The organism is Malaciobacter pacificus (assembly GCF_004214795.1).
GTDB lineage: Bacteria > Campylobacterota > Campylobacteria > Campylobacterales > Arcobacteraceae > Malaciobacter_A > Malaciobacter_A pacificus.
The window spans coordinates 2,266,513-2,290,299 of sequence record NZ_CP035928.1 but is presented as its reverse complement, the minus strand read 5'-3'; the positions used below and the strand labels follow the sequence as shown (position 1 = coordinate 2,290,299).

Annotated in this window: 24 protein-coding genes; 15 read left to right on the top strand and 9 right to left on the bottom strand. The window is 28.0% G+C overall.

What is annotated here, in order from left to right; translation table 11 throughout:
• Positions 1 to 18: 18 nt before the first annotated feature.
• From APAC_RS11520 to nhaA, 5 genes are all read left to right on the top strand, one after another.
• Positions 19 to 1,449 (top strand): COG3400 family protein, encoded by a 1,431-nt coding sequence (locus tag APAC_RS11520; RefSeq protein ID WP_228255914.1) that lies wholly within the window; start codon positions 19 to 21, stop codon positions 1,447 to 1,449.
• Positions 1,450 to 1,462: 13 nt separating this feature from the next.
• Complete coding sequence (locus APAC_RS11515; protein WP_130234245.1) at positions 1,463 to 2,596, top strand: succinyldiaminopimelate transaminase; 1,134 nt, start codon at positions 1,463 to 1,465, stop codon at positions 2,594 to 2,596.
• Positions 2,586 to 3,167: a hypothetical protein gene (locus tag APAC_RS11510; RefSeq protein ID WP_130234244.1), complete on the top strand. Its 582-nt coding sequence runs from the start codon at positions 2,586 to 2,588 to the stop codon at positions 3,165 to 3,167. Before APAC_RS11515 ends, APAC_RS11510 begins: the two co-directional genes overlap by 11 nt.
• Positions 3,168 to 4,478: a UDP-N-acetylmuramate--L-alanine ligase gene (murC, locus tag APAC_RS11505; RefSeq protein ID WP_130234243.1), complete on the top strand. Its 1,311-nt coding sequence runs from the start codon at positions 3,168 to 3,170 to the stop codon at positions 4,476 to 4,478.
• Positions 4,479 to 4,546: 68 nt separating this feature from the next.
• Entirely contained in the window at positions 4,547 to 5,734 is a 1,188-nt protein-coding gene (gene nhaA, locus APAC_RS11500; protein WP_130234242.1) for a Na+/H+ antiporter NhaA, read from the top strand.
• Here nhaA and APAC_RS11495 read toward each other — a convergent pair whose 3' ends face one another.
• Genes APAC_RS11495 through ilvC form a run of 3 tightly spaced genes read right to left on the bottom strand, consistent with a single transcriptional unit; the run spans position 5,735 to position 8,784 of the window.
• Complete coding sequence (locus APAC_RS11495; RefSeq protein ID WP_130234241.1) at positions 5,735 to 6,508, bottom strand: DNA-processing protein DprA; 774 nt, start codon at positions 6,506 to 6,508, stop codon at positions 5,735 to 5,737. It abuts the gene before it with no gap.
• A gap of 42 nt (positions 6,509 to 6,550) precedes the next feature.
• A complete protein-coding gene (locus tag APAC_RS11490; RefSeq protein ID WP_130234240.1) occupies positions 6,551 to 7,711 on the bottom strand; it encodes a divergent polysaccharide deacetylase family protein in 1,161 nt (386 codons plus the stop codon).
• A gap of 50 nt (positions 7,712 to 7,761) precedes the next feature.
• Positions 7,762 to 8,784, bottom strand: a complete 1,023-nt coding sequence (gene ilvC / locus APAC_RS11485) for a ketol-acid reductoisomerase (RefSeq protein WP_130234239.1) — start codon at positions 8,782 to 8,784, stop codon at positions 7,762 to 7,764.
• Between the two features lie 122 nt (positions 8,785 to 8,906).
• On the opposite strand from ilvC, the gene APAC_RS11480 reads away from it, so the two are divergent.
• Entirely contained in the window at positions 8,907 to 10,754 is a 1,848-nt protein-coding gene (locus APAC_RS11480) for an RNB domain-containing ribonuclease (protein WP_130234238.1), read from the top strand.
• Here the strand turns inward: APAC_RS11480 and fliW are convergent.
• Positions 10,744 to 11,124: a flagellar assembly protein FliW gene (gene fliW, locus APAC_RS11475; protein WP_130234237.1), complete on the bottom strand. Its 381-nt coding sequence runs from the start codon at positions 11,122 to 11,124 to the stop codon at positions 10,744 to 10,746. The two genes, APAC_RS11480 and fliW, sit on opposite strands and share 11 nt — an antisense overlap.
• A 62-nt stretch (positions 11,125 to 11,186) precedes the next feature.
• On the opposite strand from fliW, the gene holA reads away from it, so the two are divergent.
• The 5 genes from holA to APAC_RS11450 all read left to right on the top strand — a co-directional run bounded on the left by holA (position 11,187) and on the right by APAC_RS11450 (position 13,674).
• Positions 11,187 to 12,167, top strand: a complete 981-nt coding sequence (gene holA, locus APAC_RS11470; protein ID WP_130234236.1) for a DNA polymerase III subunit delta — start codon at positions 11,187 to 11,189, stop codon at positions 12,165 to 12,167.
• Between the two features lie 79 nt (positions 12,168 to 12,246).
• Entirely contained in the window at positions 12,247 to 12,600 is a 354-nt protein-coding gene (rpsF, locus tag APAC_RS11465; protein ID WP_130234235.1) for a 30S ribosomal protein S6, read from the top strand.
• Positions 12,601 to 12,624: 24 nt separating this feature from the next.
• A complete protein-coding gene (locus tag APAC_RS11460) occupies positions 12,625 to 13,137 on the top strand; it encodes a single-stranded DNA-binding protein (RefSeq protein WP_130234234.1) in 513 nt (170 codons plus the stop codon).
• 15 nt (positions 13,138 to 13,152) lie between these two features.
• Positions 13,153 to 13,410, top strand: coding sequence for a 30S ribosomal protein S18 (gene rpsR / locus APAC_RS11455; RefSeq protein ID WP_130234233.1), 258 nt, complete (start codon positions 13,153 to 13,155; stop codon positions 13,408 to 13,410).
• 72 nt (positions 13,411 to 13,482) lie between these two features.
• Positions 13,483 to 13,674: a hypothetical protein gene (locus tag APAC_RS11450; RefSeq protein WP_130234232.1), complete on the top strand. Its 192-nt coding sequence runs from the start codon at positions 13,483 to 13,485 to the stop codon at positions 13,672 to 13,674.
• 25 nt (positions 13,675 to 13,699) lie between these two features.
• Here APAC_RS11450 and APAC_RS11445 read toward each other — a convergent pair whose 3' ends face one another.
• The 3 genes from APAC_RS11445 to nusA form a co-directional block, all read right to left on the bottom strand.
• The gene (locus tag APAC_RS11445; RefSeq protein ID WP_196781790.1) at positions 13,700 to 15,679 is read right to left on the bottom strand and encodes a BCCT family transporter; all 1,980 of its coding nucleotides are present in this window, start codon (positions 15,677 to 15,679) and stop codon (positions 13,700 to 13,702) included.
• Between the two features lie 116 nt (positions 15,680 to 15,795).
• Positions 15,796 to 17,271 carry a cysteine--tRNA ligase gene (gene cysS / locus APAC_RS11440; protein ID WP_130234230.1) on the bottom strand — a complete coding sequence of 492 codons (1,476 nt, stop codon included), beginning with the start codon at positions 17,269 to 17,271 and terminating at the stop codon, positions 15,796 to 15,798.
• Positions 17,272 to 17,280: 9 nt separating this feature from the next.
• On the bottom strand, positions 17,281 to 18,456 hold the full coding sequence (gene nusA, locus APAC_RS11435) for a transcription termination factor NusA (RefSeq protein WP_130234229.1): 1,176 nt from the start codon (positions 18,454 to 18,456) through the stop codon (positions 17,281 to 17,283).
• Positions 18,457 to 18,607: 151 nt separating this feature from the next.
• On the opposite strand from nusA, the gene APAC_RS11430 reads away from it, so the two are divergent.
• From APAC_RS11430 to APAC_RS11415, 4 genes are read left to right on the top strand one after another with little or no spacing between them, the layout of a single operon-like run.
• Positions 18,608 to 18,850, top strand: a complete 243-nt coding sequence (locus APAC_RS11430; protein ID WP_130234228.1) for an HP0268 family nuclease — start codon at positions 18,608 to 18,610, stop codon at positions 18,848 to 18,850.
• Between the two features lie 18 nt (positions 18,851 to 18,868).
• A complete protein-coding gene (gene miaB / locus APAC_RS11425; protein WP_130234227.1) occupies positions 18,869 to 20,179 on the top strand; it encodes a tRNA (N6-isopentenyl adenosine(37)-C2)-methylthiotransferase MiaB in 1,311 nt (436 codons plus the stop codon).
• Positions 20,179 to 20,790, top strand: coding sequence for a lysophospholipid acyltransferase family protein (locus APAC_RS11420; RefSeq protein ID WP_130234226.1), 612 nt, complete (start codon positions 20,179 to 20,181; stop codon positions 20,788 to 20,790). The genes miaB and APAC_RS11420 overlap by 1 nt, the downstream gene beginning before the upstream one ends.
• 18 nt (positions 20,791 to 20,808) lie before the next feature.
• Positions 20,809 to 22,371 carry a hypothetical protein gene (locus APAC_RS11415; protein WP_130234225.1) on the top strand — a complete coding sequence of 521 codons (1,563 nt, stop codon included), beginning with the start codon at positions 20,809 to 20,811 and terminating at the stop codon, positions 22,369 to 22,371.
• A gap of 24 nt (positions 22,372 to 22,395) precedes the next feature.
• Here APAC_RS11415 and mqnE read toward each other — a convergent pair whose 3' ends face one another.
• Positions 22,396 to 23,457: an aminofutalosine synthase MqnE gene (mqnE, locus tag APAC_RS11410; RefSeq protein WP_130234224.1), complete on the bottom strand. Its 1,062-nt coding sequence runs from the start codon at positions 23,455 to 23,457 to the stop codon at positions 22,396 to 22,398.
• A 12-nt stretch (positions 23,458 to 23,469) separates the two neighbouring features.
• The gene (locus APAC_RS11405; RefSeq protein WP_130234223.1) at positions 23,470 to 23,787 is read right to left on the bottom strand and encodes a hypothetical protein; all 318 of its coding nucleotides are present in this window, start codon (positions 23,785 to 23,787) and stop codon (positions 23,470 to 23,472) included.

The window sequence follows — 23,787 nt, the reverse complement described above, 5'->3', positions numbered from 1 at the left end:
TTAAGATATAATATCTTAATGAAAAAGATATTAATTATTTTAGATGGAATTGTTGCAAAGAAGCTTATGCACAGAATTGTGGAGGCTAATACAGGTGATAATAATTACGATGTAATTTACATGAGTGATTTAATATTACCTGTACAAAAGCCTTCAAACTTTACTTTTTACAAACTTGACCCAACTTCAAAATCTAAACTAGCAATGGTGCTAGATAAAAATATTCATACTGAAGTTTTAATGGCACTTAACTCTAAAGATGAGATGTTAAACGTTATTAAAATTATTAGAGAACATAAACAAAATTTACAAATGACAGTACTTGATTATTGGGGAATCAAGGTAAATGACCCACATGTAAATATTTATAGAGGTATTGAAGTTTTAGCAAATGGTATGGTAGAAAAACTTCCAAATGTTCCTGTAGTAGCTCAAAATATTGGTTTAAAACAGGGTGAAATTATGGAAATTAGAGTTCCATTTGGAAGTTCATATGCATACAGATACGTTGGTTCAATTGAACAAAAAGATTGGAAAATATTTGGACTTTATAGAAATCAAAAAATGATTACTATAAAACCATCACTAGTTTTAAAACCAAATGATGTAATTTTAGTAATTGGAAAACCAAAAGTTTTAATGCAAGTTTATAATGCTATTGGAAAAACACAAGGTCAATTTCCTATGCCATTTGGTAGTAATGTTTACTTGTATTTAGATTTATATTTAGAAGATGAAAAGAGTGTAAAAAAAGCACTTGAAGAAGCAAAATTTTTAAATCAAAAATTAAAAAACCAAAAATTAATTGTCAAAATTACTAGACCTACAACTGTTGGTATAATGAATTATATAAAAGAGGAACTAAAATATTTTATTACCATAACCCTGCAAATAGATTATGCAAATAAAGGTTTTAGTAAGATTATTAGAGAAGATGCTAGAAGACATGATATTGGAATGATAATGTTAACTTCTAAAATGTTTAAAGATAAAGAAATGGCAAAAAATGTATTAGCTTTAAAAATTCCTGTTTTTAAAATAGGTAAAGAGAAATTAAAATCTGTTAAAAGTACAGTTGTAGTACTAAATGATACGAAATCCTATGAACAAATTTCTCCTGTAGTATTTGATTTTGCCAGTCAAATTAAAACAAAAACTAAAGTTTATGATTTAGACCCTATTGGTGAAGAAGAGGATAAAACAAATCTTTTAAATCACTTTGAAAACTTATCAAAGATTTTTGATGAGAGGTTAGAGATTATTTCAAGTAATGAAAATCCTATTAGAGAATTAAAAAAACAAAAACATATGTTACAAGTACTACCATTAAAAGAGGAGATGTTTAATAAAAGATTCTCTTTTAAATTTTTATATACAAATAGTGATTTTATCTCATTTGATATGAATAAATATAATCAACTATTAGTACCAGTTGCCCAAGAAGATTAAAGGAAAAAATTAAATGAATTTTGAAAAATACCCATTTGAAAAATTAAATGAACTATTAGCTGATATTACTCCAAATGAAAACTACGCATTATCAGCATTAACTATTGGTGAACCAAAATTTGAAACACCAAAGTTTATTCAAGATGAGTTACAAAACTCAACTGCTTTATTACAGAAATATCCAGCAAGTGCAGGTGAACCTGAATTAAAACAATCTATGATTAATTTTATTAAGACTAGGTTTGGAGTCGAGTTAAATATGTCTCAATTAATTCCAACATTTGGAACAAGAGAAGTATTATTTAACTTTCCACAGTTTGTCTTATTTGATAAACAAAATCCAGTTATGGCATATACAAATCCATTTTATCAAATCTATGAAGGTGCAGCAATTGCTTCAAGAGCTGAGGTTATTCATATTGACTTAGTAAAAGAGAATGACTTTAAAGCAAGTTTAAGTGATGAAGAGTTAAAAAGATGTGATTTAGTGATTTTAAACTATCCAAATAATCCAACTTCTGCTGAGATGACAAAGTCAGAACTTGGTGAGTGGGTTAAAAAGGCACTTGAGTTTGATTTTATTTTAGTAAATGATGAGTGTTACTCTGAAATATATTTTGATGAAAAAGATAAGCCAGCATCTCTTTTAGAAGCTTCTATTGAAGTAGGAAACAATGAGTTTAAAAATGTAATCGTTATGAACTCAATTTCAAAAAGAAGTTCTGCCCCAGGTCTTAGATGTGGAATTATTGCAGGTGATGAAAATATTTTAAAAGAGTATATGAAGTATAGAACTTATGTTGGATGTGCTTCACCTGTTCCTTTACAAAAAGCTGCAACTGTTGCTTGGAATGATGAAGCTCACGTTGAAGGTTTTAGAAAAATTTATAGAAAAAACTTTGAACTAGCTCGTGAGATTTTAGGAATTGAACCACCAAAGGCAACTTTTTATATTTGGTTAGAAGTTGGTGATGAGTTAGAGTTTACTAAAAATCTATTCAAAGAAAAACATATTAAGGTATTGCCAGGAAGTTTCTTAGGAAGAAATGGAATTGGAAAAGGATATGTAAGAATTGCATTAGTTGAAAATGAAACAAAAACAAAAGAAGTATTACAAAGATTAAAGGATTTTATTGATGGAAAGTGAAGACCTATTTCAAGCTAGAACAAACCCAGATTTTTTAAAATATTTAGAAGAAGCTAGAGAAAATTCAATTAAGGCAGGTGATATTGGATTGATGTATGAAACACTAGATTCAATGCTTATTTTAGATTTAGAAGAAGAGAAAATAAATGAACTTTACTCTGCTATTTTAAAAACAGCATTTGAAAATGTTGAAAAGATTGTAAATAAAGATGAAAAATTAAATCTTGAAGGTGATAATTTACTTTATATTAGAGCTTTATATGAGCATGCGATTGAGAAGTGGTCTTATGAAAATTTTGAAGGAGCAAAAGAGTTAGTATTTGTTATAGCAAATATTATTGAAGATGAGAGATTAGAAAAATCTTTAAATGTTTTACTTATAACTTTATCTTCAAATATTCAGTTAGATGAGTTTTATGATTCTAAGGTTAACTTAGATGCTTCAGGTGATGATGAAATTTATGGATATTTTATAACTGAGTTTAATTTTGATATTGATGAGTTTTTAGCTTCAAATGAGGATACATTAAAAACTGAATATGATAATTTAAAACATTTACTAGGAAAATAATTGAAAGTACATTTTATAGGAATTGGTGGAATTGGTCTTTCTGCCTTAGCAAGATTTTTAAATAATGATGGTCATAGTATTAGTGGTTCTGATATGAAAAGCTCACCTATTACAAAAGAGCTAGAAATTGAGGGTATCAAAGTATCTTGTCCTCAAGAGGCTAAAAATATAAGTGAGGATTTTGATTTAGTTATCTATTCTGCTGCTGTTACAGATGAGAATCCAGAGTTAATTGAGGCTAGATTAAAACAAATTAGAACTCTTTCAAGAAAAGAGGCTTTACCAATCGTATTAGGTGACAAGAAAAATTATTGTGTAGCGGGAGCTCATGGTAAATCTACAACAACAGCAATTTTAGCTTCAATCTTACAAAGTAGTGCATTAATTGGGGCTATTTCAAAAGATTTTGGCTCAAACTTTAGATATGTTAATGATTTAGTTGCTTTTGAAGCAGATGAGTCTGATGCTTCTTTTTTACTTTCAAACCCTTATTGTGCAATTGTTACAAATGCTGAACCAGAACATATGGAATATTATCAATATGACTATGATAAATTTTATGAATCATATGAAAGATTTATAGGTCTTGCTAAAAAAAGAGTATTGAATGGTGAAGATAAAGATATTAAGAAATTAAATATAGATACTGAAAATGCAACATTCCTTTATCCAAGTGTTGATATTAAAAACTTATCATATACTTTAAAAGATAAAGAGCCTTGTACAAGATTTGATTTAAAAGATTTAGGTACATTTGAAGTATGGGGATTTGGTTATCATATTGCTGTTGATGCATCACTTGCAATACTTGCAGCATTAAATGAACTTGATATAGAGACTATTAGAAAAAATCTTTTAAAATATAAAGGTATTAAAAAGAGATTTGATATTGTTCAAGCAAATGATAAATTTGTTGTAATTGATGATTATGCTCATCACCCAACGGAGATTGATGCTACAATGAAATCAATTGAATTATATGATAACTTAACAAATTTAGATAATAGAATTGTTTTATGGCAACCTCATAAGTATTCAAGAACACATGATAATTTAGAGGGTTTCAAAAAGTGTTTTAGAAGATGTGATGAACTTATTATTTTACCTATTTGGACAATTCCAGGTGAGCAAAAACTTGAAATAGATTTTGAAAAAGAATTTGCAGCATATAATCCAATTTTTGCAGATAGAATATCTTCAACGAAGGGAAGAATTGATTTAATAAAAGATGAAAAAATTATTAAATCTTACGATACAGGAATTTTTTTAGGTGTAGGTGCTGGAGATATTACATATCAATTAAGACACTAAATAAATAGTTTTTTAATTAAAAATAAAGCTTTCTGTACTAAAATATCTTTATATCAAAAGGTATTAATATGAAAATTTTAGTTGGAAAGTTTTTAAAAAATGAGTCAAGCTCAGGTTTAATCTTAATTTTTGTTACTTTATTAGCTCTTATATTTAGTAATACATTCTTATCAGAATTTTATAATACTTTTTTACATACAAAAATAGAGTTTAAAGTAGGTAGCCTTCTTGAAATTTCAAAACCTTTAATTCTTTGGGTAAATGATGGATTAATGGCTATTTTCTTCTTACATGTAGGTTTAGAAATTAAGCGTGAATTGATACTTGGCCATCTATCGAGTTTTTCTAAAATATCACTACCTTTAATAGCTGCAGTTGGAGGAATGGCAATTCCTGCACTAACTTTTATATTTTTTAATAGCGGTGATGAGTTTGCAATGAAAGGTTGGGCAATACCAACTGCAACTGATATTGCATTTGCCCTTGGTATTTTATCTTTACTTGGAAAACGAGTTCCAACAAGCTTAAAAATATTTTTAATGGCGTTAGCAATTTTTGATGATTTAGGTGCAATTATTATTATCGCACTTTTTTATACAAATGACTTATCTTTTATATCTATATCTTTAGCAAGTGCATCAATTTTTATACTATATATTATGAATCGATTACAAGTGTTATCTTTAGGTTTATATCTTTTAGTTGGTGCAATTATGTGGATATGTGTATTAAAGTCAGGAGTTCATGCAACACTTGCTGGAATAATCTTAGCTTTTATGATCCCTCTAAACGCAATGAATGAAAAAAGAAAGCTAGTATCACCTGCAAAAACATTAGAAGGTTTTATTCATAAATGGGTGGCATTTTTTATTTTGCCAGTTTTTGCATTTGTAAATGCCGGAATTGATTTAAGAGAGATGTCTTTAGATAAAATTACTGAACCTGTATCTCTTGGAATAATTTTAGGCTTGTTTTTAGGTAAACAAATTGGAGTTTTTAGTTTTGCATTCATTGCTATTAAATTAAAATTTGCAAAGCTTCCTAAATGTGTCACTTGGAGTCAAATGTATGGAATTTCAGTTTTAACTGGTATTGGTTTTACAATGAGTCTATTTATAGATTCTTTAGCTTATAATGATTCAAGTTTATTTTTTTATACTGATAAATTAGCTATTTTAATTGGTTCTTTATTATCTGGAGTTTTAGGATATATAATTCTTAGAAGAAGTAGGTCAAAAAAATTTTGTAATGTTTAGTTAAATAACAAATATTTTTCCATTTTCAACTTTAATCTTCCCTTCTAGCTCATATTCAAAAATTTTATTTGAATATTTAGCAAAGGCTTCATCATAACTTGGATTTGACTCACAATATAATAGAACTTCATCTAAAATCTGAGGTTTTATTTGAACACCTAAACTTTCAATAAATTCATCTATATCATAAATAACTTCAATCAGACCTTCTTTGATTAGTTTTTGAGTACCTATACTTTCATTTAATCTATGTGGAATTGTATAAACTTTTTTACCCATTTTTAAAGCATATTCTATGGAAGTTAAAGTGCCAGATTTTTCATCTGCTTGTGTGACTATAAGTATTTCTCCAAGGGCAACTACAATTTCATTTCTTAGAACAAATGTGTAATTTCTAGCTTTTTCTCCTTCTTTATATGCAGATAAAATTAATCCCTCTCTTTCTATATTTGAAATAAGATTTTTATTTACACTTGGATATCTAATATCAAGACCATTAGCTACAACTGCAATTGTATTAGCAGCGCCTGCTGCGTTGTGTGCAATTGCATCAACACCTAGTGCTGCTCCACTAATAATACAAAAACCACTATTGGAAAGTTTTGATGATAATTTATGTGTAAACTCTTTTGCATAGGAATTTGGACGACGAGTTCCAACTATTGAGATTTTTCTTTTTTCTAAAAGTTTATAATTACCAATATAAAAAAGATCTTTGGGATATTTTTTCATATTCTCTAATTCATTTATATGAAATTCTAATTTTCTAATCATAATATTTTAAACCATTTAATAATTTAAAATATTATATCTAAACTATTTTAAATAAGGAAGTTCGTTTATATAAATAGGTTCAACATCTTTTAATAAATGTTTTGATTTGGCTAAAACTTCAGTTGTGATATTATAAGGGTGTCCAATTGCAATTGCAAAGCCTCTTTTTTTTGCAATTATAATTGCTTTTTTTAATTGATTTTGAATATAGTGAAAATCTTTTTCATTATCTAGAAATGTATTTCTTACAATATATGGCATGTTATACTTTTTTGCATATTTTTTTACAACAGAGTTAGCACTTGTTCTACTATCAACAAATATAAAGTTATGCTTTTTTAAAGCTTTAAATAGTTTATCCATTGCTTCATGATTTTCTGTAAATACTGAGCCTGTATGATTATTTGTATAAATAGCTTTTGGATACCATTTTCTAAGTTGCGCTACTCTTTTTTCAATTGTTTCATAAGAGTCATTTATTGTTAAAGTATTTATTTCAGGGCCACTAAATTTACTAGAAGCTTGTAATGGAAAGTGAATCATATAAAAAGGTAAATCTTGTGCTATTGAGGCAGAGTTTTTGTGCCCAGGAGTTGGAGGTAAAAAAGCCATAGTCACTTTGTATCCAACATCTAAAATTCTTCTTTTTTGAGCACTTGTTGTAACATCATCAATTACAATTGCCAATTTTGGTTTATCATTATGGTCAAATTTAAATTTATCTCTTTGAGTTACTATTTTTGATTCATCATATTTTTCTTGAATTTCAATTTTTTTTGTAGATTGTACTTTTTTTTCTACTTTCTTTTCTTCACTAATTTTTGTAGTTTCTTGTTTCTTCTCAATTTTTTTATCTATTATTTTTGGATGATGTTCAATGATATCTTTTTTTACTTCTTCTGTAATCTCTTCATATTTACTATGATAAGTCTCTTCTTGTCTTTTATTTTCGAAGTGTTCATCAAGTTTTTTTTCATCAAACTCTTTAAGTTCATCGGATTTTTCTATTTTTAGAGGTTCTTCTTTTTTTATAATTGTTGAAGTTTTTGTAGTTTTAATACTATTCTCTTTTTGCATTATAAAATAACTTACACCAACTGATAAAATGGCGAATGAGAATATTAGTAAAAATACTTTAGCTAGTTTTTTATTTGATATTTGTGATGATTTAGTTTTATTTGTTTTTTGTTTTTTTTTACTCATATAAAGTAGCTTTATATTTAAGAGAGGAAGTCTCTCTTAAATGATATAAATTAGTTTTTGTCTTGTTGAACGATTTTTTTCTCAGCAATCCAAGGCATCATAGATCTTAAGTTAGCACCTGTTTGCTCAATTAATGAAGCTCTAGAGTTCTTTCTTTCAGCGTTCATTCTTGGGTATCCAGCTTGACCTTCTAAGATGAAGTCTTTTGCAAATCTACCATCTTGAATTTCAGCTAATAATTCTTTCATAGCTTTTTTAGACTCATCATTGATGATTCTCTTACCAGCAATATAATCACCGTACTCAGCAGTATTAGAAATAGAATATCTCATATCAGCAATACCACCTTCATACATTAAGTCAACGATTAATTTTAATTCGTGTAAACACTCAAAGTATGCCATCATTGGATCATATCCAGCTTCAGTTAAAGTTTCAAAACCAGCTTGAACTAATGCAGTTGCTCCACCACATAATACAGCTTGCTCACCGAATAAATCAGTTTCAGTTTCGTCTTTGAAAGTAGTTTCAATAATACCAGTTCTTCCTCCACCTACAGCAGAAGCGTAAGATTTAGCTAATTCTAAAGCATTTCCAGAAGCATCTTGGTGAATAGCGATTAAGTCAGGAATTCCCCCACCTTTAACAAACTCAGATCTTACAGTGTGACCTGGAGCTTTAGGAGCAACCATAATTACATCATTAGTAGCTTCTGGTTCAATTCTTCCATAGTGAATGTTAAATCCATGTCCAAATGCTAAAGTAGCGTCAGCTTTTAAGTTAGGCTTAATTTCGTTAGCGTAGATATCAGCTTGGTTTTCATCTGGTAATAAAATCATTACAACATCAGCAGCAGCAGTTGCTTCACCAACAGTTTTAACTTCGAAACCTTTAGCTTCAGCTTTAGCCCATGAAGAACCACCTTTTCTTAATCCAACAATAACTTCAACACCAGAATCTCTTAAGTTTTCTGCGTGTGCGTGTCCTTGAGAACCAAATCCAATCATTGCAACTTTTTTAGATTTGATTAATTCGATATTACAATCTTTATCGTAGTAAACATTTAATGCCATTAGTCTTTCCTCTAATAAAATTTTTGGTGATTATACAAAAAACTATCTAAATTCTAGGTAATTAAAAAAAATAGTATGATTTTTTAGATAGGATTAGGTTATTAATACTAAAGGAAAAAACTTTGCTAAAAGAGCTATTTACTAAACTTCAATCACAGAATCAAAACTTTAATGAAGAAGAATTAAAATTAATTAAAAAATATGAAGATCAGGGAATCATTCAAAAAAATGAAGATACCTATGAATTAAATTCAAAATATAAAGTTGCCATAGTTAATGTAGGTAAAAACTTAGTAATTTTAGAAGATTTAGTAAGTGAGCACAAAAATATTAAGATTGAGTTTGATAGTTTAAATGGGGCTTATAATGGTGATCTAGTACTAGCAAAAAGAGTTTTTAATCCAAGAAGCAGAACTAAAGCAAAGATTATAAAAGTTTTAGATGGAAAGAGTCATGATATTTTAGTTTATGTAAAAGATGGGAATTTTCATACTTTAAAAGAGAATATTTTACTTCAATCAAAAAAATCAAAAGATTATAAAGAGGGCGATGTTTTACTAATTGATAATAAGTCATTTGATTTGGTTAAAAATATTGGAAATTTAAGTGATGCTAAAATTGATGAATTTATTTCACTATATTTATATCAAGAGACTTTTAGACATGACAAGCCTTTAGAAGTAAATGCAAAAATGGATGATATTAAAAAAAGAGTTGATTTAAGAGAGCTTCCTTTTTGTACTATTGATCCAAATAGTGCAAAAGACCACGATGATGCAATTTATTATGATCAAAATGAAAAAGTATTGTATGTAGCAATTGCAGATGTTTCTTATTTTGTAAAAGAGGGCAGTGAGTTAGATAAATTAGCTTTTAAAAAATCAACTTCTATTTATTTACCTGCAAAAGTTTTACCTATGCTTCCAAATGAACTAAGTGAAGATATGTGTTCATTAAAAGAAGGAGTTGATAGATATGCTTATGTTTTTAAAATATATTTAGATTTAGAAAAACAAGATGTAATTAAAAGTGAACTTTTTGAAGCAATTATAAACTCTCACAAGAAATACTCTTATGGAAGAATTGATAGAGTTATTGAAGGCCATTTTGACCAAACAAGTGCAATTGATAATGAGATATTTAAATACTTACTTCCACTTTATGAAGTTACAAAAGCATATAGAGCTAAAAGATTAAAAACAGGATATGAGTTTAGAACTCAAGAAAACAGATTAAGACTTAAAAATTTTAAAGTTGAATCAATTGAAGTTGAAACTTCAACTGCATCTCATCAATTAATTGAAGAGTGTATGTTGTTAGCAAATATAGAAGCAAGTAAAAAAGTTAATAGTGTAGGAATTTATAGAATTCATGAAGAGCCATCATTAAAAGCTATTTCAAAATTGGTTGATGATGTAAATATATTAGGTGTTAGTGTAAAACTAAAAAATAATGTTCATGAAACAATTACTCATATACAACAAAAAGCAAAATATACTGGACTTGAAGAAGAGATTGATGAACTTATTATTCAATCTCAAACTCAAGCAAAATATAGTTCTAAAAACTTAGGACACTTTGGTTTAGGATTTAAATCTTATTCTCATTTTACAAGTCCAATTAGAAGATATTCAGATTTAGTGTTACATAGAATTTTAAAAACAAAACAGACTCCAAAAGATATAGATGCCATTTGTGAACATATCTCTACAAATGAAAGAAAAGTAGACCAACTTGTTTGGGATTTTGAAGATAGAAAATATGCAAGATGGGCAAAAGATAATATTGGAAACTATATTAAAGTAAAAGTTGTTGATACAGAAAAAGGAAGAGCTGTTTGTGTCGAAAATATGATTGGATTAAAATTGACTTTAGATAACTATAAAGCTCAAAAGCTATTTTCTAAAATGAAAGTAAAAATAAAATCTGCAGATATTGCAACAAAACAAATTGTGGCAACTATAGTGTAGTTGTCTCTTTTAGTGTTGCAAATAATTTGATAACTCTATCATTTATTACATGTTGTCCTAAAAGCTTATCTTTTTTATTTATTAAAACAGGAGCAATTAGATTTACAATTGATTCTTCAATAGGGTTTTGAATTACTAAACAAAAATAGATTTCAAAATCTTCTTTTTTTGAAACTTTTAGTTTTTCTAAAATAGTTTCATCAATTTTAAAACTTAATGGAAATTTATTGATATAATTTATATTTACTAGATGTACTTTTATTTGAGCTTCATTATTTAAAACAAGTGTTGAGAAATACTCATCTTGTTCGATAATATCAGCACTTTCAACAGACTCAAAACCTAAAAGTGGAAGAATTATTTTATACATAAAAAACCTTTTTTTATAAAAATCTATTGTATTAAAAGAGAACTTAGGATATGATATAACTTATGTATAAAAACGAATTTGATAATCATTTTAAAAATAATAAAAAATATAGTGCATATATGTTTTACGGACAATCTAATTATTTAATAGAACACTATTCATTAATGGTGGCTAAGAGTCATGGTAGTATTGATGAGTGTGAGAAACTCTATTTTGATGATTATAATTTTAAATACGCAAAAGATAAACTTCTTCAATCATCACTTTTTTCATCAAACAATATTTTAGTAATTAAATGTGATAAAAAAATACCTAAAAAAGAGGTAGATGAACTAATTCAAGCTTGTAATACAAACAGTGATAGTACAGTTATTTTTTCATGTATGGGAGATAGTGATTTTAAAGCTATGGAGAAAAGTTTTTCTGATAAAACAAACTCTGTTTGTGTTAGATTTTTTAAACCTTTTGATACTGAAGCAGTAAGATTACTTGAAAATGAAGCTAAAAGTTTAAATATAAATTATGAATTGTCTGCTTTAAATCATCTATATTTTATGCATAAAAATGATTTATCATTATGTGTTAACGATCTAAATAAACTTGCGATATTTGATGAAAAAATCACTTCAAATATAATCAATACTCATTGCTTTGGGATAGGTGCTGTTAATTTTGAAGATTTTTTACATGATTTAATTGCTGGAAAAGATATTAGTAATGATTTAGCCTCATTATTAGAAGAGGGAATGAATGAGATTTTTTTATTAAATCAAATTACATCTTTTGTTCAACAGCTTTTTATGATTAGTGCATATGCAAGAGCTATAGGACAACCAAACCCTAAAGAAATATTAGGCTTTATTCCTCCTAAAAATATTTGGGAAAAGAAATCAAAGTTGGCTATAAATATCAAACCTGAAGTTTTTCAAGAGATTTTTAACTATTTATTGCAGATTGAGTTAGATTTTAAAACTTCAAAAATCGATAAGCAAAGTTTATACCTTCAAGCAAGTCTAAGAAAATTCACAGTTTTATTTAGATAAAATCCAAAACTTTACAAAAAACATCCTTGCTGATATTAGGAATGTAAAGAAATACCGGCGAAAACTATAAGGAGATTTAATGTCTAAATTAAAACATTACGAAACAATGTTTATTTTAAAGCCTACATTAACTGAAGAAGAGACTGTAGCACAAATCGAGAACTTCAAAGCAATCATTGAAAAAAATGGTGGAGAAATTGCATCAACTGATGATATGGGTGCTAGAGAATTAGCATACGAAATTGAAAAGTGTAAAAGAGGATACTATTTTGTAGTATACTTTAAAGGTAACCCAGCAGGAATTGCTGAAATCGAAAGAAATTACAGAATCAACGAAAATACTTTAAGATTCATTTTCATTAAATACGAGAGCAAAAAAGAAGTTGCTGCTTGGACAAAAATGAGCGAAGAGGCAGCTAAAAAAGCTAACTAATTCAAAGTAGAATAGGAACCAAATATGTATAATAAAGTAATAATGGTAGGAAATTTAACTAGAGATATTGAATTAAGATATTTACCATCTGGTAGTGCTGTTGCAAAATCTGCAATTGCTACATCTTATAAATTTAAAACTTCAACTGGTGAACAAAAAGATGAAGTTTGTTTTTTAGATTTTAATATCTTTGGTAGATCTGCTGAAGTTGCTAATCAATACTTAAGAAAAGGTTCTAAAGTTTTATTAGAAGGAAGACTTGTATTTGAACAATGGACTGCACAAGATGGATCAAATAGAAATAGACACTCTTTAAGAGTTGATACTATGAAAATGTTAGATTCAAAAAGTGATTCTGCAATGGGTGGGGACAACCAAGGTTATAATCCGCAAGTTGGATCGTATAATCAACCATCTAACCAATACACGCCTCCTTCAAACAATGGTGGTATGAGTAATCAACAAGCTGCTCCAAAGCAGAATTTTGAACAAAGAATACCTGAAATTGATATAGACGAAGACGAAATACCGTTCTAGGAAAAGGATATTAAAATGGCTGAAAGAAGAAAATACGGAAAAAAATATTGTAAATATACTGAAATGAAAGTTGATTTCATTGATTACAAAAATGTAGATTTATTAAAAATTTCTATGAGTGAAAGAGGTAAGATTATGCCAAGAAGACTTACTGGTAACTCTAAAAAATCTCAAGAAATGGTAGAGCAAGCAATTAAAAGAGCTAGACACATGGCTTTAGTTCCATATATTGTTGATACTAAAAACGTTACTGACGCAGCATACGCTAAGTAATTAATAGTTTAACTATTTTACAAAAGGGAGGGCAATTGCTCTCCCTTTTTTTATTTCAAAAAAAGAGTATATATGCAAAATGAGTTATTAAAAGAGGCACTGAAACTTAGATTTGAGTATTATAATGTTTATGCTTCAAAAGAAGAGAAATGGCATAAAAAATATAGAGATAATAAATTGTATGATTTAGTAGTTAAAAGCTTTGAATATGACTTTAAAGATATTGCAATTATGATGCCAAAACTAATTGAGCAGATGAAATAAAAGAAGGAGAAAAACCTTCTTTTACTTAATTGATTAAATGCATGTAGTGCATATGTTTTTCATATTGGTCAACTACATCATTTCTAATTCCATCTTTACTCCAACCCATAATATCATAATCTTGTCCACCCTCAATTAGATGTACAATTGCACAATAATATAACTCATCTTCTGATCTATCCTCTTCATTTTTTTCATCATAAACAAATGCAGGTTTAATTCTAGAGATATTTTTCACTTGATATAAAAAGTTTTTATTTTCACCGAAGTTTGATTCTTCTCCAAGATTAACTACTAAAGTTAACTTGTCATGTGTATCATTTAATGTTACTTCTACATCAAACTCATTTTTTCTTAAAACATTTGCAACATCTTCAAGTGCAGGTTTTGCAACTTTTTCTAAGAATCTTCTAACATTTTTCTTTGTGGGATAATTTACAATATTGTTTAATCTTTTATCCCAATCTTCAGGATTTGATGTAGAAGATCCAAGTGTTGTAGAGTATTGTAAGCTTTCTTTTTTTGCAATATCCAATCGTAAAGCTTTAATAAGTCCATAGGTTGCAACAAGTAGAACTAAACTAAATGGTAAGGCACTGGCAATTGTCATAGTTTGAAGTGCAGCTAAACCTCCTGCAAGTATTAAAATAGAAGCAACAATACCTTCTCCTGCTGCCCAATAAACCCTTTGCCAAATTGGAGTGTTATCATTACCGTTTGAACAAAGCATATCAATTACCATAGAACCTGAATCTGAAGAAGTTACAAAGAATACAATAACCATAATTGTAGCAATAACAGAAGTGACACCACTAAATGGGAAGTTTTCTAAAAAAGCAAAAAGTGCAACAGTAACATCATTTGATACGGTAGTTCCAAGCTGAGTAATTCCATCTGCCAAAATTAAATTAATTGCAGAATTTCCAAAAAAAGTCATCCACATTAGTGTAAATCCAGTAGGTACTAATAATACTCCAAGTGTAAATTCTCTAATAGTTCTACCCCTTGAAATTCTTGCAATAAATAGTCCAACAAAAGGTGACCAAGAAATCCACCATGCCCAATAAAGGATTGTCCAACCACCAATCCAATCAGTTTTTTCATAAGCAAATAGATTAAAAGTACTACTTAAAATATTAGATGCATAAGAACCAATATTTTGAACATATGCTTGAAGTAAAAATACTGTCGGTCCAACTATTAAAATAAATAGCATAAATCCTACTGCAAGAATTAGATTTGTCTCAGATAATCTTTTTATACCTTTATCTAGACCTGTTGTAACAGAAAGTGTAGCAAGTGCAGTTATAACAAGTATAAGTATAACTTGTGTTGTTGGATTAACTGGAACATCCCATAAATAATTAAGCCCTGTATTTACTTGTAAAACTCCATAACCTAAAGATGTTGCAACACCAAAAAGAGTACCAATTACTGCAAAAATATCAACTGCATGTCCAATTGGGCCATAAATTTTATCTCCTATTATTGGATAAAGTGCAGATCTTAATGTTAATGGAAGATTATGACGATAACTAAAAAAAGCTAATATAATAGCTACAATTGCATATATAGCCCAAGCATGTAATCCCCAGTGAAAGAATGTAATTCTCATTGCTTCCCTAGCTGATTCAACACTATTCCCCTCACCAACAGGTGGACTTAAAAAGTGCATAACAGGTTCTGCTACACCAAAAAACATTAAACCAATACCCATTCCAGCTGAAAACAACATTGCAAACCATGAAAGGTTCGAATAATCAGAAGTAGAATGATCGGGTCCTAGTTTAATATCTCCATATTTAGAAAAAGCTAGAAAGGCAACAGTTATTAAAATAATTGCAACAGATAATACATAAAACCAACTACCATTTTCAACAATAACAGCTTGAAGATTTTTAAAAAAAGTGTCAGCAACTTGGGGGAAAATTGAGGCAAATAATGCTAAGAGTATAATTAAAGCCGAAGAGGTCAGAAAAACAGTTTTATTTAACTTACTGGTCAATAATAATCCTTTATTTATATGATTTTATACTCATTATATAAAAAAAAGATTATATTAAGATGATAAATAAAGAAAATTAATTAGTAGTTTAAAATAAAGTCTAATAAAAATAGACTTTATTTCTTTTCCCAAACAACACCATTTGGTGTATCCATAACTGATATATTAAGGGCTGTTAGTTCATCTCTAACTTTATCTGCAGTTTCAAAATCTTTAGCTTTTTTAGCTTCATTTCTTTTTTCAATTAGTTCTTCAATTTGAATTTTCATTGAGTCATCAATTCCAAACTGGAAGTATTCATAAGCATCATTTGTTCCAATTCCTAAAATATATTGAATGAACTCTAGGTTAGCTACAAGTTCTTTTTTGAAAGCTTTATCTTTAGGATTTGCATCAAGCTTATCATTTGCATTATTTATTAATTCATCAATAACTGCAAGGGCTTTTGAACTATTTAAATCATCATTTAAAGCAGCTAATAAATTATCTTTGAACTCTTTATTAATTGCACTTTTACCACCACCATAAACTCTTTTTTTAACTCTGTAAAGTTTATCAAGTCTTTTTTTAGATGAAAGTAGGTCTTCTTCATTGAAGTTAAAATCAGTTCTATAATGAGCTGTTAAAAGATAAAATCTTACAACTTCACCACTGTATGATTTTAAAATATCTTTTAAGAAAAATGAGTTACCTAAAGATTTACTCATCTTTTCTCCATCAATTGTTACAAAACCATTGTGAATCCAATATTTTGCCAACTCTTGATTAGAAGCTGAACATCTAGTTTGTGCTGCTTCATTTTCATGGTGTGGAAATTGTAAATCAGCTCCTCCTCCATGAATATCAATTTGATAAGGAGTATCTTTGTATGCTAAATGTTTATCAATCATAGCAGAACACTCAATATGCCAACCAGGACGACCTAGACCAAATGGAGCTTCAAAACTTACATCTTGTTCTTTTGCATATTTCCATAGTGCAAAATCAGATGGATTTCTTTTCTCACTATTTACTTCAATCCTAGCTTGTGAGTTTTCATCACTTGCTTTGTGTGAAATTTCTCCATAATTAGAGTCTTTTGAAGTATCAAAATATACGCCATCACTTGTTTTATAGGCAATATCTTTAGACATTAGGTTATTAATCATGTCTTTCATTGCTTCAAGATTGTCTAATGCTTTTGGTGTTTTTGTATTTGGTAGTACATTAAGTTCTGACATTTCTCTTCGATATTTTCTTATATAGTTATGCGTTAATTTAAGAATATTAGGGTTTTGTAAATTTAAAGTATCCATTCTTTTTAAAATTTTCTTGTCTTTTGTATATCCTGGCTTAGAAAATTTAAAGGTAGCTAATTTATTAATTATCTTATCATCTATATCAGTAAAATTTTTAACCATAGTAACTTCATAATTATTAGCTTTTAAAACTCTATGAAGTAAATCAAAAGCAATAGCACTTCTTGCATGACCTAAGTGTGAATCATCATAAACTGTAGGACCACAAACATATACTTTTACTTGATTTTCAACTAAAGGTTCAAATAGAACCTTTTGTTTTTTTACTGAGTCAAAAAATTGTAATTTGCTCATCTTCTCTTCTTATTTAAATAGTGCTTCAAGTGATGCAGTATCTGTAGTTTTTTCTTCTTGAGTATTGTTAGTCATTGGGTTTGCACTTGGAGCTGTTCCTTCAATTTCAACTAATTCAATATCATATTTTGTAAGCATTGAAGCTAATCTAATATTTAAACCAGCTTTTCCAATTGCTTTTGATTTTTGATCACTTGGAATTGTAACAATTGCTTTACCTTTTTCGTTTCCTTCAGGCGCTTGTTCAATTTTAACTGAGTTGATAATCGCAGGAGATAATGCTCTTGCAACAAACATTTCTGGAACAGATGAATATTCAACACAATCAATATTTTCTCCATTTAATTGAGATGAAACAGCAGAAATTCTAACCCCCTTTACTCCAACAACTGCACCAATTGGATCAATTTGAGGATCAATTGTAGTTAAAGCAATCTTTGCTCTAGTCCCTGGAATTCTTGCACTTGCTTCAATAGAAACTTTTTCATCTTTTAATTCAGGTACTTCAAGTGTTAAAAGGTTTTCTAAAAATTTTGGAGAAGTTCTAGATATTTCAATGATTAAACCATTTGTTTTATCAATATTTACACCTTTTACTACAGCTTTTACAGTATCACCAACTCTAAAGCTTTCACCTTTGATTCTACTTTTTCGCTGCAGTATACCTTTGATTTCACCAATTTCAATAAATGTATTTTCTGACCTATCAATTCTTGTAACAGTACCCGCTACAGTTTTTCCAATTTTATTTTTATATTTTGCTAAAAGGTTCTCTTCAATAAACCTTTGAATTTTATATTCAAAATTATTATGAAGAATTGTTGCAGCATTTCTTCCCATATTTTCAAACTCAAGATCATAGTTCATAAAATCACCAATTTCTAAAGTAGGATCTATCTCTTTTGCTTCACTTAGAGTAATAAAGTTTTCAGGATTAATTACATTTTCATACTTGTCTAGTTCTTCACCTGATAATCTTTTATCATCCTCTTCAACTACTTCAATTTTTTGGAATAGTTCTAATTTTTTATTTTCCCTATCGATATTTGCATCAAAAACTAGTGAATCATCCACCATTTTTAGTGCTGTTTTAATTAAAGCTTCCTTTAGTGCATTTTCAACATCTTCTATTTGAAGACCTTTTTCATATGCAATTGAATCTAATATATCTATAATCTTATCCATTAATAACCTTTGTTTGTTGACATTGAATTGTTTATTTGTGATTTCAATGTAATATAGAGATATATTATATCCAAATATCCCTTTTATACAAATAAAAGTAATTTTTAGATAATATATTAGACTAATTATTAAAAAAACAAAGGCGTTATGAATGGAATTATTATTTGCAAGAAATGAGTTAAACGAAAAACCAAAAAAAGTGCAATTAGATAAAATCAAAGAAGAGTTAAAAGAGCTAGGTGATAAAATCTTCTATTTTGACAGAGATAATTCTCATAAAGATATGATGGCATTAGTTGATGCATTAGAAGAAGATGGGTACAACGTGTACTTTAGAGAAGTTAAATATGGTTTAGCTGATGATGAATATATGTATGAGGTTCATGCACTTTAATATTAAAAAGCGAGAGATATGAGTTCAAATAAAAAACTATTTATTCAAACACTTGGTTGTCAGATGAATGACACTGACAGTCAGCATATTCAAGCAGAGCTTGAAAAACATAAAGGTTATACTCCTACCCAAAATATGGAAGATGCTGATTTAATCATCATTAATACATGTTCAGTAAGAGAAAAGCCAGTTCAAAAACTTTTTTCAGAAATTGGTCAATTTAATAAAAAGAAAAAAGAGGGTGCAAAAATTGGTGTTTGTGGATGTACAGCAAGTCATCTTGGAAAAGATATTATTAAAAGAGCACCTTACGTTGATTTTGTTGTAGGTGCAAGAAATATATCAAAAATCAAAGATGTGGTTGATGTAAAAGGTTCTGTTGAAATTGCAATTGATAATGATGAGTCAACTTACGAATTTGCAACAGCAAAAACAAATAAATACAGAGCAAGTGTAAATATTTCTATTGGTTGTGATAAGAAATGTACATACTGTATTGTTCCAAGTACTAGAGGTGATGAGATTTCTATTCCACCTGAAATGATTGTTGACCAGGTTCAAAAATCAGTTGACCAAGGTGCAGTAGAAGTTATGCTTTTAGGACAAAATGTAAACTCTTATGGTAGAAGATTTTCTGATGGAAGAGAAAAATATACATTTACAAAACTTTTACAAGATGTTTCTAAAATTGAAGGTCTAAAAAGAATTAGATTTACATCTCCTCATCCTTTACATATGGATGATGAGTTTATCGAAGAGTTTGCAAGAAATGAGAAAATCTCTAGATGTATTCATATGCCTTTACAAAGTGGTTCAACTGAAGTTTTAAGAGCTATGAAAAGAGGATATACAAAAGAGTGGTTTTTAAATAGAGCTGCTAAGATGAGAGAACTTGTTCCAAATCTTAGAATTACAACAGATATTATTGTTGCATTCCCAGGGGAAACACAAGAGGATTTTGAAGATACTTTAGATGTTGTAAATCAAGTTAAATTTGACCAGATATTTAACTTCAAGTATTCTCCAAGACCTGGTACTGAAGCTTTAAATTTAGCTGATAAAGAGATTCCTGATGAAATTGGAAGTGCAAGATTAATTGAGTTAATTGAGTTACATAAAAGATATTTAGAAGAGTCTATGCCAAAACTAATTGGTAGTACAGTAAATGTATTAGTTGAAAGTTTAAAACCAAATGGTGAGGTTTCAGGTTATACAGATAACTATTTACAAGTTTTTGCAAAGGGAAGTGATGAGTTACTTGGTCAGTTTGTAGATGTTAAAATTACTGATGTAACTAGAACAGCATTAAAAGGTGAAGTTGTTTTATAATGCTTAGGTATTTTAAATTAAATGTTTTACCAAATTTACTTTATTATTTAGTTAAAATAATTTATGCTACTAATAAAAAAGTTTATCATCATCCAAAAAATGATGGTAAACCTATTATTATTTGTATGTGGCATGGGGATTTAATGTCTCAGCCATATAACTATTTTAATTTTAGACAAAATGGAGTTGTAAAAGCGATGATTAGCCATAATAAAGATGGTGAAATTATTGCTAAACTTGTTTCAAATTTTAAAATAGGAGCAGTTAGAGGTTCATCTTCAAAAGGTGCTGCTAAAGTATTAATTAGTGCTTTAAAAGAGTTAAAGTCAGGAAATGATTTAGCTATAACTCCTGATGGTCCAAGAGGTCCTAGATATTCTGTTGCAGATGGAATTGTAGCTTTAGCTCAAAAAAGTGATGCTAAAGTTGTATGTTTCAATGCGGTGCCAACAAAGTTTTGGCAATTTAATTCTTGGGATAAGTTTATTTTGCCAAAACCTTTTGGTAGAATAGATTTTTATATTAGTGAACCTTTTGATATAAAAGGTATTGAAATTGAAGAAGCAAAAAAAATTATCAAGGATAAAATGTTAATTCATTCTATGCCATAAAAAATAGGATAAATAGGTATGTTTGCAAAAGAGTCTTTATATATTAATGCAATTAAATACGATACTCAACTAAAATTAGATTATAAAAAACTAAGTGAAAATGATATCGTTGAAACAAACAACTCAGTATTTTTAGTAAATGATGATATTTTACCTTTAGACATTGCATTAAAACTAAATGCTTCTCAAAATCAAGTTGATGAGACTTATATTTCAACTTTACTTATAAGTGATACAACAAAACTAGTTCCAAAAGAGAAATCTGGAAAATTAAAAGATTGTGAAATTGCAAGTTTTAATGATCAATTTGATATTGCAGTTTTAAAAACAACATTATTTGAGACAAAAAACTTTTTTGAAAAAACTGGAATTGATTATATCTATTCTGCATTTCATATTATGAATTTACATTTAGAACAAAATATTTCAAAAGATGAAATACTTGTGTTTTTATTTAATAATAAAGCTTTTATTTTAATTTTAAATAATGAAGGTTCTATTGTATATCATAAGATTGAAGATTTACCAACATTTGAATCAATAAAGAAAACTCATTTTTATGAAGATGATATTGAAGGACAAAAACTTTTTGATGAAATTTACTATTTAGAGTTATCTCAAATTATTCAAAATACACTTAGTGCTTTTTATGAGAAAAAATCAGATAACTTTATTGAAAAAATTACTATTCTTTACACATTAAAACAGTTAAGTGATGATCAAATTAAGAATTTGAAAGATGAGTTACTTTTAGAACTTAATTATCATCCAATAAATATAGATGAAGAAGTATTTGAACTTTCAAAAGATAAACATCAAAAGAAAAGTTTTGTAAAACCTAGAAAGAAAAAGAAAAGAACTAATTACACAAACATATTTATTGTTCTATTTTTTGCAATAGCATTTTTTGCTGTGTTTAAACTTTACACTAATTTTGAAAATACAAATATTGAAAATAATAAAGAAGCTACAGTTAAAAATAAGAGTATAAAGTTACCAGATCATATAAACTTAAATGATAAAATTTCAAAAAGAGTTAAATCAGTTTTAGATTCAATACCGTATGATGTAGTTTTAAATGAATTTGTAATTGATGAAGATTCACTAGTATTAAAAGCTAAATTGCTTAAAACAGATACTTTTATAACATCATTAAAACCTAACTTAGATGAATTATACGAAGATACTCAAATAGAGATTGAAAGTAAAGAAAAAAAAGTTAATATCGAAGCAGTTATTAGTTCTAAAGAAAAAATAGAATTAAAAGATATTAATTATAAACAAAATACTCAAAGTTATATAAAAGATGAATTTTTCCCAATATTAAGAGTTACAGAACAACTAAAAATTTTATTACCAGAAGATACGATTATAAAATTCAAATCTAGTAATAATGGTGATATAACTAAGTTTTATTATCTAGTTAATATGATAGTTAAAACACCTAATGATTTTTACAATTTATTGGATATGCTTAATAATGAGTTATATTCAATTCATGTTATGTATCCAATTAGTATGATAAAAACTATTAATGGATTAGAAGTTGAGTTTAATTTAGTATTTAATCAACCTAAGTAATTTTAAGAGAATTAAAAACTTGATTTACCAAGTTTTTAATTCATTATAAACAGAATCTCTTTCAACAGGTGTAAATCCAGCACTTTTAATTAAATCAACAAACTCTTTTAATGCAACACCTTTTGCACTTCCAGCCCCTGCTGCACTTTGAATAGACTCTTTTTCAATTGTTCCATCAACATCATTTGAACCAAACTCTTGAGCAATTAAAGCTAATTTAACAGTTGAAGTTGCCCAGTATGCTTTAATATTTGGAATATTATCTAAAACAATTCTAGCAATTGCATATGTTTTTAATACTTCTTGTCCAGTAATGGGTGCTTTTACTTTTAAGTAGTTGTTTTCAGTTTGATAAACTAATGGAATAAATGCATTAAAACCACCTGTCTCATCTTGTAGGTCTCTAAGTCTTATCATGTGGTCAATTCTATGTTCAGGAGATTCAACATGTCCAAATAGCATAGTTGCATTACTTTGTTTACCTGCTTTATGCCAAAGTTTATGTATCTCTAGCCATTGTTGTGATGTAACTTTTCCTCCACAGATTTTTTTTCGTACTTTTTCATCAAAAATTTCAGCCCCTCCACCTGGCATTGAATCAATTCCATGGCTAATCATCATATTAATAATTTCTTGATAAGTTAAATTATATTCTGTACTTAAGAAGTGAATTTCAGCTGCTGTTAAAGCTTTTACATGAATAGAAGGGAAATTCTCTTTAATCTTTTTAAACACATCCATATACCATTGTAATCCTGTATTTGGATTGTGAGCTGATACTATATGAACCTCTTTTATATCATTTTTTGAAGAGTTTTTTACAACTTCTAAAATCTCTTCATGGCTCATTGTGTATTGGTGTGGATTTTTTCTACTTGCACTATAGGCGCAAAATTGACAAACATCTTTACATATGTTTGTTGGATTAATGTGTCTATTTATATTAAAATAGGTTTTTTTACCGTGTCTTTCTTCTCTAATTTTGTTTGCATAGTGTGCTAAAGTGAAAAGGTCTAAATCATAAAGTTTAATTGCATCCTCATAATTTAATCTTTCACTATTTTCTAGTTTTTCTATTATACTCATAATTATCCTATCTTATTTACAATCTAAATCTTTAGTATAGTGGTTATTTCTTCCAATATGTATGAATCCTATACATGTTTTATTTAAATCTTTGTCAAAAAATCTAACTTTAAAAACTTTACTTTTATATCTTGTTTCTTTATCTTCTACACTTAATTTATTTATTACTTCCATGTTTTCTACGTTTTTATGACCTAAAGTAGCAATAATTTCACTTAATTTTTGCTCTTTCATTGTTTGTAAAAAAACAAATGAAATAATAGCAATAAATGACATAACAACAATTATAATAACAGTTTTCTTAGGTAATTTTCTAACTTCATAACTCAT

Excerpts from the sequence above, each read along its gene's own strand:
- APAC_RS11520 (WP_228255914.1), top strand. The coding sequence starts at position 19 with ATGAAAAAGATATTAATTATTTTAGATGGAATTGTTGCAAAGAAGCTT.
- rpsF (WP_130234235.1), top strand. The coding sequence starts at position 12,247 with ATGTCTAAATTAAAACATTACGAAACAATGTTTATTTTAAAGCCTACA.
- APAC_RS11490 (WP_130234240.1), bottom strand. The coding sequence starts at position 7,711 with ATGAGTAAAAAAAAACAAAAAACAAATAAAACTAAATCATCACAAATA.
- APAC_RS11450 (WP_130234232.1), top strand. The coding sequence starts at position 13,483 with ATGCAAAATGAGTTATTAAAAGAGGCACTGAAACTTAGATTTGAGTAT.
- APAC_RS11405 (WP_130234223.1), bottom strand. The coding sequence starts at position 23,787 with ATGAGTTATGAAGTTAGAAAATTACCTAAGAAAACTGTTATTATAATT.
- miaB (WP_130234227.1), top strand. The coding sequence starts at position 18,869 with ATGAGTTCAAATAAAAAACTATTTATTCAAACACTTGGTTGTCAGATG.
- APAC_RS11430 (WP_130234228.1), top strand. The coding sequence starts at position 18,608 with ATGGAATTATTATTTGCAAGAAATGAGTTAAACGAAAAACCAAAAAAA.
- APAC_RS11460 (WP_130234234.1), top strand. The coding sequence starts at position 12,625 with ATGTATAATAAAGTAATAATGGTAGGAAATTTAACTAGAGATATTGAA.
- fliW (WP_130234237.1), bottom strand. The coding sequence starts at position 11,124 with ATGTATAAAATAATTCTTCCACTTTTAGGTTTTGAGTCTGTTGAAAGT.
- APAC_RS11510 (WP_130234244.1), top strand. The coding sequence starts at position 2,586 with ATGGAAAGTGAAGACCTATTTCAAGCTAGAACAAACCCAGATTTTTTA.
- rpsR (WP_130234233.1), top strand. The coding sequence starts at position 13,153 with ATGGCTGAAAGAAGAAAATACGGAAAAAAATATTGTAAATATACTGAA.
- nusA (WP_130234229.1), bottom strand. The coding sequence starts at position 18,456 with ATGGATAAGATTATAGATATATTAGATTCAATTGCATATGAAAAAGGT.
- nhaA (WP_130234242.1), top strand. The coding sequence starts at position 4,547 with ATGAAAATTTTAGTTGGAAAGTTTTTAAAAAATGAGTCAAGCTCAGGT.
- cysS (WP_130234230.1), bottom strand. The coding sequence starts at position 17,271 with ATGAGCAAATTACAATTTTTTGACTCAGTAAAAAAACAAAAGGTTCTA.
- APAC_RS11495 (WP_130234241.1), bottom strand. The coding sequence starts at position 6,508 with ATGATTAGAAAATTAGAATTTCATATAAATGAATTAGAGAATATGAAA.
- APAC_RS11415 (WP_130234225.1), top strand. The coding sequence starts at position 20,809 with ATGTTTGCAAAAGAGTCTTTATATATTAATGCAATTAAATACGATACT.
- mqnE (WP_130234224.1), bottom strand. The coding sequence starts at position 23,457 with ATGAGTATAATAGAAAAACTAGAAAATAGTGAAAGATTAAATTATGAG.
- APAC_RS11420 (WP_130234226.1), top strand. The coding sequence starts at position 20,179 with ATGCTTAGGTATTTTAAATTAAATGTTTTACCAAATTTACTTTATTAT.
- ilvC (WP_130234239.1), bottom strand. The coding sequence starts at position 8,784 with ATGGCATTAAATGTTTACTACGATAAAGATTGTAATATCGAATTAATC.
- APAC_RS11515 (WP_130234245.1), top strand. The coding sequence starts at position 1,463 with ATGAATTTTGAAAAATACCCATTTGAAAAATTAAATGAACTATTAGCT.
- holA (WP_130234236.1), top strand. The coding sequence starts at position 11,187 with ATGTATAAAAACGAATTTGATAATCATTTTAAAAATAATAAAAAATAT.